We start from the raw sequence: 16,728 nt of genomic DNA, 5'->3' as shown, positions 1-16,728 counted from the left end.
AGCTCAAAGCGTGCTAAAATACCGTCAAAAGAATTATGAGGAACGTCAGTGTTCATAGAATGGAATGAAAAATTTAGTCTGCATCATGCGCTTTTAGACAAACAACATCAAGAACTTTTCGATTTGGCAAACGCAGTTCAAGCACTCGATCCTGCTAAGACGGACAAAGCAGAGCTTGGAAACCTGTTTAAAGAGTTTTTCGACTACATGGCAAAACACTTTAAAGAGGAAGAGGCGTATATGCAAAACCTTGAGTATCCGCTGCTGGAGAAACATAAGAAATTTCATGAGAGCATCATCGAGGGGATGACCAAAATCCTTAAAGAGAAAAAGGGCATTGAAGATCTTCAAAAAAGTATGAAGATGATCGCTAAGAAATGGCTGGTGGAGCATATTTTAGAAAACGATCTCCAAATCGAGAAGTGGCGCAAAAGCATCACCGTAAGCGATGAAGACCTTCACGCACCTCTTTCCTAAGCTTACATGTAAACATCTAACGCTTGGGCGAAATAGCGCTAAAGCCCAGCAAAAGCCAATCTTGCAAGCCACCTCGGTACCACAAGAGCTTCTCTTTTGGATACCCCATTTTGATCAGTTTTTCAATCGCTAAGCGCGACTGCACACACCAAATGCCATTGCAAAAAAACAATGCCGTTTTGGCATGGCTAAAATCATACGTTGAACCAAGGGCGTGAAAGCCCAAAAGCTTTTGCACTCGCTCAAAATCTTCAGGAATCGCCTCATCGTACTCGATCTCATCAAAGGGAATGTTCACACTGCTAGGAATGGTAAGTTGCTCATACCAATCGCTCTTGCGCGCATCGATTAAGATATATTCATCAGGCTTCACATTGGCTTTGTTTTGAATAAAATCCAGCACTTCAACTTCGCCCACAGTGGTAACCCCTTGCGCAAAACTCATGGGTTGCACCTTCCCAACGGTTGTGACAAAGCTTTTTTTGCACGCGGGAGGAACATTTTTACCCGCATAATCCCCGCTAAAAATCGCTTCAGGATTGATGCCCACCACGTTACATGTAACATCACTGTGACGCTCAATCAAAACCTCTTTAAGGCTTCCATCGCTCATCACATGGGTGGTTTTTACACCGGTAAATTGCAAACTCATAGGATTTTCAGCCGCAACAAGAGAGCCCACAATAAGGGCAAAACAGAGGATCAATCGCATCAAAGACTCCTTTAGCATTCATGCTTGAATCTTAATCCTTTTAAAATTTAAAAGAGCGAAAGAAAATATGTTATACTTTTTTTCAAAGGATGCCCATGTTAGAGCCTGTTATCACCGCATTTTTAAAGAAACATCATCTGCTTACACTCGCTACATGTAAAGTAAATCTACCCTACTGCACCTCGTGTTTTTATGCGTTTATCCCAGAGAGTGCAACGTTTGTCATCGCCACCGATGCCAAAACGAGACACGGACACGAAGCCCTTGAAAACGAGCAGGTTGCAGGAGCGGTTGCATTAGAAACGAAGATGGTGGGGAAAATTCAAGGGGTTCAATTTACGGGCGTTTTTAAAGCCGCCAACGAAGCGGAGAAAAAAGCCTATTTGAAGCGCTTTCCTTACGTGATAGCAATGATGCCTTCGTTGTGGAGCATCGAAATTGAGTATCTCAAATTTACGGACAATACACTGGGATTTGGCAAAAAATTGGAGTTTTACCGATCTACTTTTTGACACGCTTCTAAAGCAAAGCTTCAGAACCTACGTTAACACTGAGTAATTCTTGGCGAAAAGCCCACGCACCTTAGGTGCTTTGACTTCTTGCAAAACACATTTTGCAAGAAGTCCACTCCAATTAACTGCCAAACTCTTTTACATGTAACGCTTATAACCGTATCGGCTCATCTGAGCATGCGGCGGTAAAAACAACATCTGTTGAACTGTTCAGCGCCGTCTCTGTCGAGTCTTGAACGACCCCGATTAAAAATCCTATCGCAACCACTTGCATCGCAATCTCATCGCTAATACCAAAAAGACCGCACGCCAGAGGAATCAAAAGAAGTGAACCCCCGGCAACGCCTGAAACACCCGCTGCGGCGATACTTGCAACCACACTTAAGAGCAGTGCGGTTGGAAGATCTACGGAGATACCTAGCGTATTGACCGTTGCAAGCGTTAAGACCGTAATCGTAACCGCCGCACCTGCCATATTCGCCGTCGCACCTAAGGGAATAGAGATGGAGTAGGTGTCTTCATGAAGCCCTAATTTTTTGCACAACGCCATATTGACAGGAATATTCGCCGCAGAACTACGGGTAAAAAATGCCGTAACACCGCTCTCTTTTAAGCATGTGAACACAAGGGGATACGGATTGCGTTTGGTTTTAACGTAGACGATGATCGGATTGAGCACAAGGGCTACAAACAGCATCGTTCCTACCAAAATAATGAGCAATTTTCCATACCCAAGCAGTGCGGCAAAACCCGTTTCGGCAAAGGTCTCTGCGACCAAACCCAAGATACCAAAGGGCGCTAAGCGAATGACGGCTTGAACGATTTTGGTCATCGCATCACTCACGTCTTTTAGCACCACTTTAGTCTGTTCACTGCTATGATGAAGCGCAATACCAGCGGCTACTGCCCAAGTGAGCACACCGATATAATTGCCTTTTGCGAGCGCATTGATAGGATTGTCAACCATGCTCACCAAAAAGCCTTTGATCACAGCAATGATGCTTTGAGGCGGTGTTAAACCCGCATCTGCGCCACTAGAAAGTATCAACGTTACAGGAAACGCAAAACTGACGATAACCGCTGCGAGTGCGGCTAAAAACGTACCGATGGCGTAGAGTTGAACGATGGGTTTGATGTTCGTTTGAACACCCACGGGTTTGGTCGCAATCGCCGTTGAGACAAGCACCAAAACGAGAATGGGAGCCACCGCTTTAAGCGCTCCAACAAAGAGTTTTCCTAAAATCGAAACTGCCTGTGCAGCCATTGGCGAAATGAGTGCAATCACAACGCCCAAAACCATACCTAAAAGAATGAGAACAATCAGATTGCCCTCTTTATACCGTGCGATTAAACGCTCCATAAAAACCTTCCTTACTCATAAGATTGTGTGTACCCTAAGTTTTTGTTTAAAACAAAAAGTTAATCATATAGAAAAGGTTCTTATCGAGACGTTAAAATGAGTAGACTTTTTGCAAAACGAATGTTGCAAAAAGTCAAAGCACCAAAGGTGCGTGGGCTTTGCGCCGAGCAAAACCTAGTGTTAACGTAGCTTTTAGAGCTTTGCTTTAAAAGCGTGTTAGGAGTTCGAAAAGAAGTCTATGAAATTTTTGAAGTATCGAGTTTTAAAGCTTCGTTATCCATCACACCAATTTCGGTGCTTAAAATCGTAGAAGCAATGTCGTGCGCTTCATCCAACGAGTGCATTTTATAGGTTCCGCACTGATAAATATTGAGCTCAGGAATATCGTTTTCACTCTTTACATGTAAGATGTCATTCATCGAAGCTTTCCACGCACTCACCACGCGTTTAGGCTCAGGTGTGCCGATCAAACTCATGTAAAAACCGGTACGACAGCCCATCGGTGAAATGTCGATAATCTCAACGCCTTCGCCATTAAGGTGGTTGCGCATAAAGCCTGCGAAGAGATGCTCTAGGGTATGAATACCGCGTTCGGGTAAAATCGTTTCGTTGGGTTTGCAAAAACGAAGATCAAACACGGTGATCTCATCGCCATGAGGCGTTTTCATCGTTTTAGCAACTCTTACCGCAGGAGCGGGCATTTTGACGTGATCTACACAAAAACTATCTAATAATGGCATTTTGAGTCCTTTTTTTCGGCAATTATATCAAAAAAAGTGTACAATAATTTGCCCTTCAACTACTTTACATGTAAAGGAAACCCTGTGAAACGTCTGTTTCTTTTTATCGTTATCATAGCGCTTTCGTTTACCTTTTTTTACAATCAAAATCTGCTTTCGATTGCCGCAGGTGTCGCCATTTTTCTCTTTGGAATGAAAAGCCTTGAAGAGGGATTTCGTTTTTTCGTGGGCGGACTGCTCGATAAATTTCTCAAAAAAATCACTGACAGTCTCTACAAAAGCATCCTGTTTGGAACGGTCATCACCACGCTGATGCAATCCAGTGGTCTAGCCGCTGTCATCGCGATCTCGTTTATCAGCGCAGGGCTGATCAGCGTTGCGCAAGGTGTGGGCATCATTTTAGGCGGAAACATCGGTACGACCACTGGGGCGTGGCTGATTGCAGGGCTTGGGCTGAAAATTAGCATCGCGACCTACGCTTTGCCGATGCTTGTTTTTGGCATGCTCTTTATTTTTCAAGAGAGCAAGCGTCTTAAAGGCATCGGTTACGCGCTTGCAGGACTTGGCTTCTCCTTTTTGGGCATCGCCTACATGAAAGAGGGGTTTGACGCGTTTAAAGCCACCATTGATCTCACCCAATACTCCGCCGATGGCTTTACAGGCATCATCCTTTTTGCGATCATAGGTGCGGTCATGACCATCGTCATGCAGTCCTCGCACGCTTCATTGGTGTTAATTTTAACCGCCCTTTCGGCGTCGCAAATCACCTATGAAAATGCCATTGCGCTGACCATCGGGGCGAACATAGGAACGACGATTACCGCTATTTTAGGTGCTCTTGGCGCTGGAATGGAAGGTAAAAAGCTCGCGGCGGCGCACTTTTTGATTAACACCTTAACGGGCGTGTTGCTCATCGGTTTTGTTCCGCAATTTATCCATTTCATTGACCATACCGCGCCATTTTTTGGGATTTCTGAGCAGGATTACACGCTAAAACTTGCTCTGTATCACACCTATTTTAACCTCTTTTGCGTGCTTCTCTTCGCCCCACTCGTGCACCATTTGGTCAGCCTGCTCAATTACTTTTTTCAACCCAAAATCACTGCTGAAAATGCCATCGATGATGTTTTGTTTATCAACGACGCAGCGCTTGATTTTCCAGATACCGCTCAAGCGACCCTTTTAAAAGAGACGAAACATCTTTACAACAATGTTTACGACATCATCGCGCAAGGATTAAGCGTCACTAAAGAGGATATCTCCTCAGGCATGGAGATCGAAGATATTTTAAAAAGGCGCGATCAAGCCTTACATGTAAACATGGATGACTACTACGAGAGGCGCATCAAAGAGATTTACGGCAAGATCATCACCTTTGCCATTGTGGCGCAAGGAAAGTTTTCCGATGTCACAACTCAGCAATTTATCCCCATCAAAAACGCAACGATTGACATTGTTGAAGCGTTTAAAGCGGCAAAGCACATGCAAAAAAACATGCTTCGCTACCTCGAATCGGACAACGAATACATCAAAAACGAGTACAACCACATTCGCAAAACTCTCATCAAACACCTGCGCACCATGCAGATGATCTTTAACACTTCCGAAGAAGATGTCGCCGTTTTACTCTTAAGCAAACTCCAACTCGATGCTCAAAATTACGACATCGCCGCCAATAAATCACTCGATAATCTCATCCGTACCAATAAAATCACCTACACCATGGCAACCTCACTCATGAACGACACGAGCTATGCCTACACAATCGCTTCTGAGCTTAGCAAAGTTGCGCACACGCTGTTCGTTCACGCCACGTCCGAATCCACCGAAGGTCGTGAAGCTTTGATCTTAAATGAAGCCGAAATAAGCGACCTAACACACGCCTCAAGCCCAAGGAGTACCTCATGAGCGGCTTAAAATTTATCCAAAAGATGCAAGAATTATTTGGGATGAGCCCAGAAAGTGCCGAGTCTACGAAAAAAAAAGCGGTCAAAGAGCTTGTCAAAAAACTCAAACTCAGACACATTCTCTTAAAGCAAGAGCTCAAAAATGAGACCGATTTGATCAAACGCGAAGCCCTTCACGATAGCATTAAAATTATCAAAAAACAGATGAAAAAAGGGAAGGAAATCGTGGATGATTAGACACGGCTTTTTGGCTTTGTTTCTCTTGTGCGGTTGTGCGGCACCCAATCAAGAGAAGATCGGAGAAGTACTGCAATCACATGGAGCGACCTCATTGCAGTATGATTTTAGAAAAAGTGTTGATAACCTCATCCTCTACAAAGAGAAGCTCGATCTTCGCAATCCCAATGGCTTTAGTAAAGAGAGCCAAAAGTACATTTTTACGGAGATGAAAAACACGAAAAACACGATTCGCATGCAGTACAATGGCGCTTACCTCAAAACGTACGACGACTACCTTAGGCTCGCTTTTGATAAAAACAGCACCATTCCTGAGCGTAACGATTTTCTCATTTTAGGCATTTATAAACTCTTGTGGGAGAGCTACAAAATCGGTGAAGGGCATCAAATCACCACCCTTTCGTACGATGAAGAGCGCTTTAAAAAGCTCTACTACTACCTTGAAGTGATCAAATGGAAGATCAAAACGGGCAAAGACGACAAAGGTCGCTACCTCTTTCTCACATGGCAAAACAACTGGCAAGTCGAGTTTCAAAATAAACTTCTCGTGGGGCAATCACCTTCATGGGAGATGCTTGAAAATCTCTCTTCCATCAAAAGCCGCAAAGAGAGCATCCAAGATTCTTCCAACTTCAATTTTGAGATTCTGCTCAGCCAAATCATCTTCCACGTCAAAAACAGCGCAAGACTCATCGGCAAAGAACCCGTAGACATCGGTATCGACGCAATGATCAGCGTGGTGCTCTTTTTGTAGGCTTTTCTAGACTTTAACGTCTCAAAGCTTGATCTCGCTCAATCTTTTCGACCTTTTTTTTAACTATAATACATCACATTTAACAAGGAGTTTTCGATGCAAATCAATGCAATGCAAGTCTGTAATGTCTGTTTACGAACCAGTGAAGAGAGTGCGGGGGCGGTTTTTATTCAAGCGATGAAAAATGGAGAGACTATTCATGTCTGTACAAGTTGTATCCCTCATATCATTCATGGAAGTGGTGACGTGGTCAAATCAAACGCACAAGTCGAAGCAGAACTTCAAAACTAAAACCGTTTACATGTAAGGATTTCAGACCTTACATGTAAATCCTTTTGACTACTTCAATGCCGCATCAAAGCGAGCATTGACTTCATTCCAATTCACCACACTCCACCAATTTTTAAGGTAATCCCCTCGTTTATTTTGGTATTTGAGGTAATAAGCATGTTCCCAAACATCGACGGCTAAAATCGGTGTTCCTTTTATGTCTGCCACGTCCATCAGCGGATTGTCCTGATTGGGAGTTGACGTAATCACAAGCTTTTTATCTGCACTTACAATCACCCATGCCCAACCTGAGCCAAAGCGCGTTGCGCCTGCTTTTTCAAACATCTCTTTCAGTTTATCTAAACTTCCAAAATCACGCTCAATCGCTTTTTGAAGTGCTACTGAGGGTGTGCCACCTTTTCCCACAGGTGCCATCAGTTTCCAAAAAAGATCGTGATTGTAATGCCCTCCGCCGTTGTTACGTACGGCTGCATTGTATTTGGACATCGACGCCATTATCTTCTCAAGGCTCAACGTGGAAAGTTCAGGATAGGTTGCTACTTGCGCGTTAAGATTGGTAACATACGCTTGATGATGTTTGTCATGATGGATCTGCATCGTCTCTTTATCGATGGCAGGCTCAAGCGCATCGTTGGCATAAGGCAAAGGGGCAAGCGTAAACGCATCTGCCATCGCTAAAGGAACGAGAATCCAAGCGAATAAAAACGCCATAATACTCTGGCGCGACATTGTGGATTGAAACATCTTAAACCTCCTTAAACTAAAATAGATTACGTTCGATTTTATAGAGGTTAGCGTTAAATGAAGCTTAGAAAGATAAGGGGAATTTTCACTTAAGAAAGAAGAGAATCAAAGAAAAAAAAAGAGCAAAAGTAAACTACTTTTGCTCTTCAAAGAAGAGGTTTTTACGCCCCTTCAACCTCATTTGAGAAGTCAGCAATGGCTAAACGGTTGAGCTGTCTCCATCTACGTTGTGCATCTTTTTTGTTGTGTTCAAAGAGTGCTTGCGCATGCTCTGGATTTGACTTTTTAAGTGACGCATAACGAACTTCGTTCATCAAGAAATCATCATACAATGACCAATCAGGCTCTTTTCCTGTAATTTTAACTGGGTTTTTACCCTCTGCTTCAAGGCGTGGATCGTAGGTATAAATCGGCCAGTAACCACATTTAGTAGCAAGCTCACCTTGGTTACCTGATTTTCCAAGACCACCTTTAATACCATGTGCGATACATGGAGAATAAGCGATAATGAGTGATACACCAGGATACGCTTCGGCTGCTTCAAAGGCTTTAATCGTTTGTGCCGCAGAGGCGTTAGAGTTGATTTGTGCCACAAATACGTTACCGTATGTCATAGCGATGTAGCCAAGGTCTTTTTTCTGACTTGGTTTTCCTGCTGCTGTAAATTGAGCGATAGAACCTGCACGAGAAGATTTTGAGCTTTGACCGCCGGTATTGGAGTAAACCTCAGTATCAAGAACCAAGATGTTGACATCTTCGCCACTAGCAATAACATGATCCAATCCGCCGTAACCGATGTCGTATGCCCAACCATCTCCACCAAAAATCCATTGTGATTTTTTAGAAATGTACTGTTTGAGGCTAAGAATGACATCCGCACCCGCTGCCGTTGGATTTGCTTGTAAAAGTGGTACTAAAAGATCACGAATTTCAGTAGACTTGACTCTATCGTCTCTAAATTCGATCCAATCTTTGTAAAGTGCTGCGATCGCATTTGGCGCTTTCTCAACAGATGCTTCCATAACAGAGTGAACTCTATGGCGCATTGTTTCGGTAGCAACATGCATACCAAGACCAAATTCCGCATTGTCTTCAAAGAGTGAGTTACCCCATGCTGGACCATGACCTTTGTCATTTTTACGGTATGGTGTCGAAGGCGCAGAACCGCCATAAATTGAGGAACATCCAGTTGCATTGGCAATCATCATGCTATCACCAAAAAGTCTGGTTGCAAGCGTGATATAAGGCGTCTCACCACAACCTGGGCATGCTGCGTGGAACTCAAAGAGTGGTTGTGCAAACAAAGCACCTTTAACACTGCTTTTAGAGAGAATATCATCTTTATACGTTACTTTTTTGAAGAGGTAATCTGCATTTTCTTGCTCACCCGCTTCAAGACTTTCACCCAGTGGAACCATAACAAGCGACTTCTCTTTGGTTGGACATGCTTCAACACACAGATCACAGCCTGTACAGTCAAGTGAAGAGACTTGGATTTTGTATTTTAGACCTTTAAGCTCTTTTCCTTTTGCATCAAGTGCATGGGTTTTGACACCCTCAGGGGCAGCGGCGAACTCTGCATCATTGATAAGGAATGGACGAATAACAGCATGTGGGCAGACAAAGGCACACTGGTTACATTGAATACAGTTTTCTTCGATCCATTTTGGAACCGTGACACCAACACCACGTTTTTCATATTCAGTGGTTCCATGCTCAAACGTACCATCTTCGTAACCATTGAAAACAGAAACAGGTAAGCTATCGCCGCGCGCAGCGTTGACTGGCTTTGCGATTGCTTCAACAAATGGCGTACCTTTGTACATAACCACATCTTGTGTTTTGACTTCATCTTTAAGGCTTGCCCATGAAGGATCAACCTCAACTTTAATCAAACCATTAGCCCCCACATCAATCGCTTTGTAGTTAAGCTCAACAATTTGATCACCTTTTTTGTGATACGTTTTGTAGGCTTGTTTTTTCATAAAGGCTTGTGCTTCTTCAAAATCAATAATCTCTGCAAGTTTGAAGAAAGCAGATTGCATAATGGTGTTACTTCTGTTACCTAAACCAATGTCACGTGCTAATTTTGTAGCGTTAATAATGTAAAAATTAACGTTTTTGGTTGCTAAAATGCGTTTGACTTTATTTGGAATACGTTTAATCGTCTCATCAGCATCCCAAATGGAGTTCAGAAGAAATGTTCCATGCTCTCTAATACCATCGATGACATCATACAACTCAAGGTATGCGGCCACAGAACAGGCGACAAAGTGAGGGTTAGAAACGAGGTAGGTTGAACGAATTGGGTGTTTTCCAAAACGTAAGTGAGAACGGGTAAAGCCACCTGATTTTTTGGAGTCATAGGCAAAATACGCTTGTGCATACATGTCGGTTTCATCACCGATGATTTTAATCGAACTTTTATTTGCGCCTACGGTACCATCCGCTCCAAGTCCGTAGAAGAGACACTCTTTCGTCTCAGGCTCACCCAAACTGATTTTCTCTTTAACATCCAATGATTTAAAGGTAACATCATCAAAGATACCAATAGTAAAGTCATTGTGAGGCTCAGCCAATTTGAGGTTTTCAAAAACAGCCAACATTTGTGCTGGATCAACGTCTTTTGAAGAGAGACCATAACGTCCGCCAACGATGACTGGCGCATTTTTATGTCCATAAAATGCAGCTCGCATATCCAAGAACAATGGCTCACCGATAGATCCTGACTCTTTGGTACGATCAAGCACTGCAATTTTTTTGACGGATTCAGGCATAACGTCCATCAAATATTTGATACTAAATGGGCGGTAAAGATGCGGTGTAATCAAACCAACTTTTTCACCTTTGCTCATTAAATAATCAATCGTCTCTTTCAAACACTCTGTGACAGAACCCATCGCAACAATAATACGATCAGCATCTTTCGCACCATAATAGGTGAAAGGTTTATAATCTCTTCCTGTTACTTTTGAGATTTCAGCCATATAATGGGCTACAATGTCAGGTAACGCATCGTAAAATTTGTTTTGCGCTTCTCTGCCTTGGAAATAGATATCATCATTTTGTGCTGTACCACGCGTTTTAGGATGCTCTGGGTTAAGTGCATCATCACGGAAACGTTGAACAGCTTCTTTGTCTAAAAGCTTATCGAAAACGGCATAGTCCATCACTTCAATTTTTTGAATCTCATGCGATGTTCTAAAACCATCGAAAAAGTGCATAAAAGGAATACGCCCTTTAATGGCACATAAATGTGCAACACCTGCTAAGTCCATGACTTCTTGAACTGAACCAGAAGAGAGCATTGCATAGCCTGTTTGGCGAGCGGCATACACATCTTGGTGGTCACCAAAGATAGAAAGTGCATGCGTTGCAAGGGTACGAGCGGCGACATGGATAACACTTGGAAGTAATCCACCTGCCATTTTATACATATTTGGGATTTTAAGTAACAGACCTTGAGAAGCGGTATAGGTCGTTGTAAGGGCACCTGCTTGAAGCGAACCATGCACGGTTCCAGCTGCGCCACCTTCACTTTGCATTTCAACAACTTTAACAGGCATACCAAATAAGTTTTTTTTACCTTGACTTGCCCAAATGTCGGTGAAATCCGCCATTGGAGAAGAAGGTGTAATTGGGTAAATGCCTGCGACTTCGGTAAAGGCGTAAGATGCGTATGCGGCAGCTTCGTTACCATCCATAGTTTTCATGACTTTTGCCATTAAGTTCCCCTTAGATTATAATTGTTATTCGTACATTCATTTCTGATGATTTTCCCATTCTACTTAGCATTCTCTTAATAACTCATAAATGAAACGTACCCACCTATGGTTTAATAATCGTTTAACCAAGCCTTACGCAAAATCATAGTCTAACAATATGATAAAGATATAATAAAAATACTAAGTGTGTTGTCCAATCATTTTAACAGCGTCTAAGGCATCACGACCAATCAAAGAAGTGTATTTTTGTAACTCATACTGCGTACTGTACCCGCAGAGCACGCCTATACTCTTTACTCCCGCTTCATTTGCACAGATAATATCCATAGGTGTATCGCCGATCATCCATGTCTGTTCAGGATCAGCATTCAGCGCTATCAATGCTTTTTGAATGGGTTCAGGGTGAGGTTTGGGATGGGTCACTGACTCTCTTCCAATCAACACTTTAAAGTGGTGCATCACGCCTAAATGCTCTAAAAGCTCTTCGGAATACTGTGCCGTCTTTGTCGTCACAATACCCAAAATGGCCATTTTTGAAGCTCGCGTGATGGCTTCATATGCCAGAGGCAACAGTGTCGTTTTTTTGCGTGAAATCAGTCTGTAGTGCTCTTTATACGCATGAACATACTCATCGGCTTCTAACGCATCAATTCCCAGCATGGTAAACATCAAATCAAGAGGATGTCCAATGAGTTTTTTGATCATGTCGTCCTCAGGAACTAAGCGTCCAAAGGTCTCATACGCAACACTAAAACTTTCCAATATTGCATCGGTTGAATCGATCAATGTACCGTCTAAATCGAATAAAATTGTCTTCATCTTCACCCTTAATACTTCTTTTACATGTAAAGTACTATTATAACTTCAAGACCATTAAAAAGGAGCTACATGTTACCCAAAAGCCTTATACTTTTAGCGCCCCTTATGCTGTGCGCTGCGAATTGGCAAGACGCTGTTAATAGTGCCGTTAGTGCAACCTCCACACCCAAAACAACGACCTCAAGTAGTTCAACAACCTCACAAAGCAATGCCACTTCAGGCGTCAAAGAAGCCCTGAGTCTTGGAGCACAACAAGCTGTGTCATTGTTGGGAAAAGAGGGAGGATTTTTAAACAACAGTGCCGTTAAAATTCCACTGCCTTCTTCGATGAAACCCGTAGCCACTGCGGCTGAAAAACTCGGTGGCAAAAGCTATGTGGATGATTTTGTCAAAACAATGAACACTGCAGCAACCAAGGCTGTTCCAAAAACTGCTTCGATTCTGAGCGATACGATTTCAGGTATGAGTGTCGAAGATGCAAATGCAATTGTCAAAGGAAGTAATACCGCGGCTACAGATTATTTTAAAACGAAATCAGGCACAAAACTGCTCAGTGCCATTATGCCGATCATCAAAGAGAGTATCAGTGAAAACCAAGTGATGAGCTCGTATCAAAGCCTCAAAGAGTTTGCAGGTGGCAGTAGTACGACATCAAGCGTTTCAAACAATGCCCTTGTAGGACAAGCCTCATCGATTGCAAAAGGGTTTGGGATGGGCGATGCTGTTCCAAGTGGTGATGAGAGTATTGAAGATTACATCGGTCGAAAAACGCTCGATGGTCTTTTTTATATGATTGCAGAGAAAGAAAAAGCGCTTCGTAGCAATCCACTCTCTAGTGGAAGCTCTATCATTCAGCAGGTTTTTGGAAAATAGTTACGCGAGAGGTTTTTCAACTAAAGGAGGATGAGGAATAGTGATCCTCTTTTCATCAAAAGAGAGTTTAACTTTTTCAGTAATAGCAAATGTAACAGACGCAGCATCTTCATTTTTAACCCAAAGACGCACAACCAGTTTCACACTTGTGGGTGCTAATTCACTTACTGCGACAAAAGGAGCAGGATCTGTTAAGATTTTCTCTTCAGCATCAACGATGGCTTGGAGTGTCTCTTTGGCAAGACGAAGGTCATCTTCGTAGCCTATATTAAAAAGAAGATCGATACGTGAGGTTGGTTTGGCGGAGAAGTTGATGATGTTTTTACCAATCACCGCAGAATTGGGAATAATAATCTGCCTATTATCTGCTGTTTTAAGCACAACACTAAAGAGATTGAGCTCTTCAACGGTGCCATTTTCACCTGCAACTTGTACAGAGTGACCGATTTTAAACGGTCTGAAAAAGACGAGTAAAATACCCGCTCCAACATTGGAAAGTGTGCCTTGAAGTGCAAGCCCAATGGCTAGACCTGCTGTGCCAAGAACGGCTAAGAAAGAGGTGGTGTTTATCCCTAGGTTGCTTAGAGCTGCTAGGATAATCACCACCAAAAGACCAAAATAGATGACATTGGAAAAAAAGCTGGTAATGGTCTCGTCAATCTTTGACGTGCGCATCCCTTTAACAACAATCGCTGTTAAAAGGGCTGCTACTCTTTTACCGATAAAGAAAATCAGAAAAGAGGCAAGTACTTTCACCCCGTAAAGGGTAACAAAATTGACAACCATACTCCAGCTAAAATCCATAGGCACGCTTATGATCCTCTAAAACTATTTTTTGAAAATTGCGTCAACTCTTCTGTTTTCAGAACGACCCGCTTCAGTGTCATTGGTTGCAACTGGTTTGCTCTCACCATACGCTTCTGTGGTTACTTTAGCTGCTGCAACACCAAGATTTCCAAGGGCTTTTGCAACTGCTTTTGCACGTTGATCAGAAAGTTTTTGGTTATAAGCGTCGCTACCTTTAGAGTCAGTATGACCTTCAAGAACAACACTGTAACCTGGGTTTACTTTCATAAAGTCTGCTACTTTTTGAATCTCAGGCATAAACTCTGGTTTTACAGTTGATTTATCAAAATCAAATGTTACATGTAAACGAATGATTTTAGTACAACCATCTGCATCAACAACAGTACCTTTTGGAGTATTAGGACATTTGTCTTTATCATCATAGACACCATCGTTATCGCTGTCTTTAGGTGCTGTTACAACCGGAGCTGGTTTTGGCTCAGGTTTAGCCGCTGCTGCTGCAACAGGCGCTGATTTTGCATCGAAAGGAATGGTAAAGCCAAGGCTGTAGAACAAGTTATTGTCTCCACCGTGGAATTTAATCGCATGGCGAACTTCTGCTTTAAGAGCGAAACTATCTGTTACCCAGTATTTTACACCACCGCCGTATTGTGCAAACATACTGTCTCTGTTTTGAAGTTGCTCATTGCTAAGATCTTCGTAACCGATACCCACTAACGCGTACAATGCAGTCTCAGGAGTCATTTTGTACTCTTTAACCAAGTTACCATAGTAACGGTTAAAGTCAGTACTGTCATTTCTGCCCGCTTTATAATCAATATTGTCAGATCTGTCATAACCAAGCTCGAATTGATCAAAGATAGTGTTATCAAGATTGATACCAAATCTCAAACCATAGGTTAATTGTTCTTTAAGATCAAGATTACCTTCTGGATAAACACCACCAATAGTTGGTGTTACCTCGTAGTTGTATGCAGTTGGTGCTGCAAATGCCAAAGATGTTAATGCCGCCAATGAAAACAATGTTTTTTTCATTTCATATCCTTTAAACTAATATTTCTAACATTCTGTGTGTGAAGAGACAAATTATAGCACAACTTTAGGCAAAGAAAAATTAAGTTTACGGTTTAATCCAATCAATAAGGTTGTGCGAAACCCCAATTATCGAGGTTGAGACGGGGGTTATCTCTTTATTGACGGCTGTAATTTCATTGGGGATGACTAAAAAAAGATAAGGATTATCCGCAACAATTTTGGCAAAAATTTCTTGATAAAGTGCATCAAATTTCTCTTGATCCACAATTTTTTCCGCCTCTTTAATCAACCGATCTACCTCAGCATTTTCGTACCCAATAAAATTAAATCCACCTTTGCGCATGGATTCACTGTGCCAAAGGGTATACGCATCGGGGTTAATGGCTAAACTCCATGCAATCAAAACGGCATCAAATTTACGGGGGAAAACAACGGTATTTAAAAAAGCTTGCCACTCTACGGCGCGAAGTTTCATCACGATGCCCGCTTTTTGCAGCTGGTACTGCAACACTTGTGCCGCAGTCGTGCGGTTCGCACTGGTGGTGAGTTCAAACTCAAAAGGATGGTTTTCATCATAACCCGCCTCTTTTAAAAGCGCTTTGGCTCGTGGAAGATCCGGTTTTGGTGCTTTCACATCCGCGTTAAAAGCTCCCGTTCCGGGTAAAAAAGGACCCGTGCAGACTTTGCCATGACCAAAATACAAAATATCAACCAACTCTTGGCGATCAATGGCTAAAGAGAGCGCTTCACGCACCCTCGGGTCTTTAAATTTTTCAGATTTAAGGTTAAAACCCACATACGAAAAGGTGTGCGAAATCTCTTCATACAGGGTGTAATGTTTGCGAAAATCCTCATCAATTTGGCGCTCTAATTGCAAAGGGCTCAGTGTTCCAACATCAAGCTGATGCGATTTAAGCATTAAAAATTCTGAAGAAGGGTCAGGAAGGTAGTGAAAAATCATCGTATCTATGGTGGGTTTATGAATAAAATAGCTTGGATTTGCAGCTAAAACAATGTCTTTGGAGATGTTAAATTGGCTCAGCGTATAAGGCCCTGTGCCCCTTGGATTTTGGTTGAATTTACTTGTCATCAAATCGGCTTCATTTTTAAGCAAATGCTCTGGCAATATCTCCATCATCCACACATCGAGCGCTTTAAAGTACGGGTATTTGTACTTCACTTCTACGGTAAAATCATCGAGCATCTTTACATGTAAAATGTGCATAAAGCTCGAAGCGTACGGTGTAAAGATCTTAGGAGAGGTGATTGTCTCGTAGGTAAAGAGCACATCTTTCGCACTAAAAGGTGTGCCATCGCTCCACTTCACGTCTTGTCTCAGCTTGAAAATCAGTGTCGTATCATCTAAAAAGGTGTAGCTTTCTGCAAGTTCGGGGATAATGTTCGCATCTTTGTCGTACGTCACCAAGGCGTTAAAAATCCATTTTGCCACAGTTGAGCTTGACGAATCGGTTGAAAGAATAGGATTAAGCCTGCTCGGATTGGCAGAGATAGACAGATGCAGCGTGCTGGCTAGAGCATTACATGTAAAGAAAAAAAGGAGGATTAAAAGTGTTTTCATGGGGAAATTATACCACACAGAATCATTCTGCCAACATCGTTGAAAAGCTTTGCTTTGAAGGCGTGTTAAAAATGAAAAAAGCTTCCAGACCGGGCAATCTGGAAGCTGTCTTGAAAATGGTTAAGTGATACACAAAAAGGAGGTAATTGTCTTGGT

16 protein-coding genes are annotated in these 16,728 nt (G+C 42.5%); 7 read left to right on the top strand and 9 right to left on the bottom strand.

Features of this window, described 5'->3' with window-relative positions; genetic code table 11:
- Window positions 1–48 precede the first annotated feature (48 nt).
- Window positions 49–477: a bacteriohemerythrin gene (locus tag SHALO_RS11715; RefSeq protein WP_069478693.1), complete on the top strand. Its 429-nt coding sequence runs from the start codon at window positions 49–51 to the stop codon at window positions 475–477.
- Window positions 478–493: 16 nt separating this feature from the next.
- Here the strand turns inward: SHALO_RS11715 and SHALO_RS11710 are convergent, their stop codons facing one another.
- Window positions 494–1,189, bottom strand: coding sequence for a rhodanese-like domain-containing protein (locus tag SHALO_RS11710; protein WP_069478692.1), 696 nt, complete (start codon window positions 1,187–1,189; stop codon window positions 494–496).
- Window positions 1,190–1,284: 95 nt separating this feature from the next.
- Here SHALO_RS11710 and SHALO_RS11705 point away from each other — a divergent pair, with 95 nt between their 5' ends.
- A complete protein-coding gene (locus SHALO_RS11705; protein ID WP_069478691.1) occupies window positions 1,285–1,701 on the top strand; it encodes a pyridoxamine 5'-phosphate oxidase family protein in 417 nt (138 codons plus the stop codon).
- 151 nt (window positions 1,702–1,852) lie between these two features.
- Here the strand turns inward: SHALO_RS11705 and sstT are convergent, their stop codons facing one another.
- Entirely contained in the window at window positions 1,853–3,061 is a 1,209-nt protein-coding gene (gene sstT, locus SHALO_RS11700) for a serine/threonine transporter SstT (RefSeq protein WP_069478690.1), read from the bottom strand.
- A gap of 236 nt (window positions 3,062–3,297) precedes the next feature.
- Window positions 3,298–3,801 (bottom strand): S-ribosylhomocysteine lyase, encoded by a 504-nt coding sequence (gene luxS / locus SHALO_RS11695; protein ID WP_025345708.1) that lies wholly within the window; start codon window positions 3,799–3,801, stop codon window positions 3,298–3,300.
- Window positions 3,802–3,885: 84 nt separating this feature from the next.
- Here luxS and SHALO_RS11690 point away from each other — a divergent pair, with 84 nt between their 5' ends.
- From SHALO_RS11690 to SHALO_RS11675, 4 genes are all read left to right on the top strand, one after another.
- Entirely contained in the window at window positions 3,886–5,709 is a 1,824-nt protein-coding gene (locus tag SHALO_RS11690) for a Na/Pi cotransporter family protein (RefSeq protein ID WP_069478689.1), read from the top strand.
- The gene (locus SHALO_RS11685) at window positions 5,706–5,945 is read left to right on the top strand and encodes a hypothetical protein (RefSeq protein WP_069478688.1); all 240 of its coding nucleotides are present in this window, start codon (window positions 5,706–5,708) and stop codon (window positions 5,943–5,945) included. Before SHALO_RS11690 ends, SHALO_RS11685 begins: the two co-directional genes overlap by 4 nt.
- A complete protein-coding gene (locus tag SHALO_RS11680; RefSeq protein ID WP_069478687.1) occupies window positions 5,938–6,699 on the top strand; it encodes a hypothetical protein in 762 nt (253 codons plus the stop codon). The genes SHALO_RS11685 and SHALO_RS11680 overlap by 8 nt, the downstream gene beginning before the upstream one ends.
- A 96-nt stretch (window positions 6,700–6,795) precedes the next feature.
- Window positions 6,796–6,990, top strand: a complete 195-nt coding sequence (locus SHALO_RS11675) for a hypothetical protein (RefSeq protein WP_069478686.1) — start codon at window positions 6,796–6,798, stop codon at window positions 6,988–6,990.
- A 48-nt stretch (window positions 6,991–7,038) separates the two neighbouring features.
- On the opposite strand, the gene SHALO_RS11670 is transcribed toward SHALO_RS11675, so the two are convergent.
- The 3 genes from SHALO_RS11670 to SHALO_RS11660 form a co-directional block, all read right to left on the bottom strand.
- Window positions 7,039–7,734, bottom strand: a complete 696-nt coding sequence (locus tag SHALO_RS11670) for a superoxide dismutase (protein ID WP_069478685.1) — start codon at window positions 7,732–7,734, stop codon at window positions 7,039–7,041.
- A gap of 161 nt (window positions 7,735–7,895) precedes the next feature.
- A complete protein-coding gene (nifJ, locus tag SHALO_RS11665; protein WP_069478684.1) occupies window positions 7,896–11,459 on the bottom strand; it encodes a pyruvate:ferredoxin (flavodoxin) oxidoreductase in 3,564 nt (1,187 codons plus the stop codon).
- Between the two features lie 180 nt (window positions 11,460–11,639).
- Window positions 11,640–12,278, bottom strand: coding sequence for an HAD family hydrolase (locus SHALO_RS11660; RefSeq protein WP_174543306.1), 639 nt, complete (start codon window positions 12,276–12,278; stop codon window positions 11,640–11,642).
- Between the two features lie 69 nt (window positions 12,279–12,347).
- Between SHALO_RS11660 and SHALO_RS11655 the strand changes: the two genes are divergently transcribed.
- Window positions 12,348–13,151: a DUF4197 domain-containing protein gene (locus tag SHALO_RS11655; RefSeq protein WP_069478682.1), complete on the top strand. Its 804-nt coding sequence runs from the start codon at window positions 12,348–12,350 to the stop codon at window positions 13,149–13,151.
- Here the strand turns inward: SHALO_RS11655 and SHALO_RS11650 are convergent, their stop codons facing one another.
- The 3 genes from SHALO_RS11650 to SHALO_RS11640 all read right to left on the bottom strand — a co-directional run bounded on the left by SHALO_RS11650 (window position 13,152) and on the right by SHALO_RS11640 (window position 16,572).
- Window positions 13,152–13,955 (bottom strand): mechanosensitive ion channel family protein, encoded by an 804-nt coding sequence (locus tag SHALO_RS11650; RefSeq protein WP_084011037.1) that lies wholly within the window; start codon window positions 13,953–13,955, stop codon window positions 13,152–13,154.
- 24 nt (window positions 13,956–13,979) lie between these two features.
- Window positions 13,980–14,993: an OmpA family protein gene (locus SHALO_RS11645; RefSeq protein ID WP_069478680.1), complete on the bottom strand. Its 1,014-nt coding sequence runs from the start codon at window positions 14,991–14,993 to the stop codon at window positions 13,980–13,982.
- Window positions 14,994–15,078: 85 nt separating this feature from the next.
- The gene (locus tag SHALO_RS11640) at window positions 15,079–16,572 is read right to left on the bottom strand and encodes a peptide-binding protein (RefSeq protein ID WP_069478679.1); all 1,494 of its coding nucleotides are present in this window, start codon (window positions 16,570–16,572) and stop codon (window positions 15,079–15,081) included.
- Window positions 16,573–16,728: the final 156 nt, after the last annotated feature.

This window comes from Sulfurospirillum halorespirans DSM 13726 (assembly GCF_001723605.1).
Lineage (GTDB): Bacteria > Campylobacterota > Campylobacteria > Campylobacterales > Sulfurospirillaceae > Sulfurospirillum > Sulfurospirillum halorespirans.
Note: the sequence above shows the minus strand (reverse complement) of the source record. Positions and strands in the feature narration are given on the sequence as shown.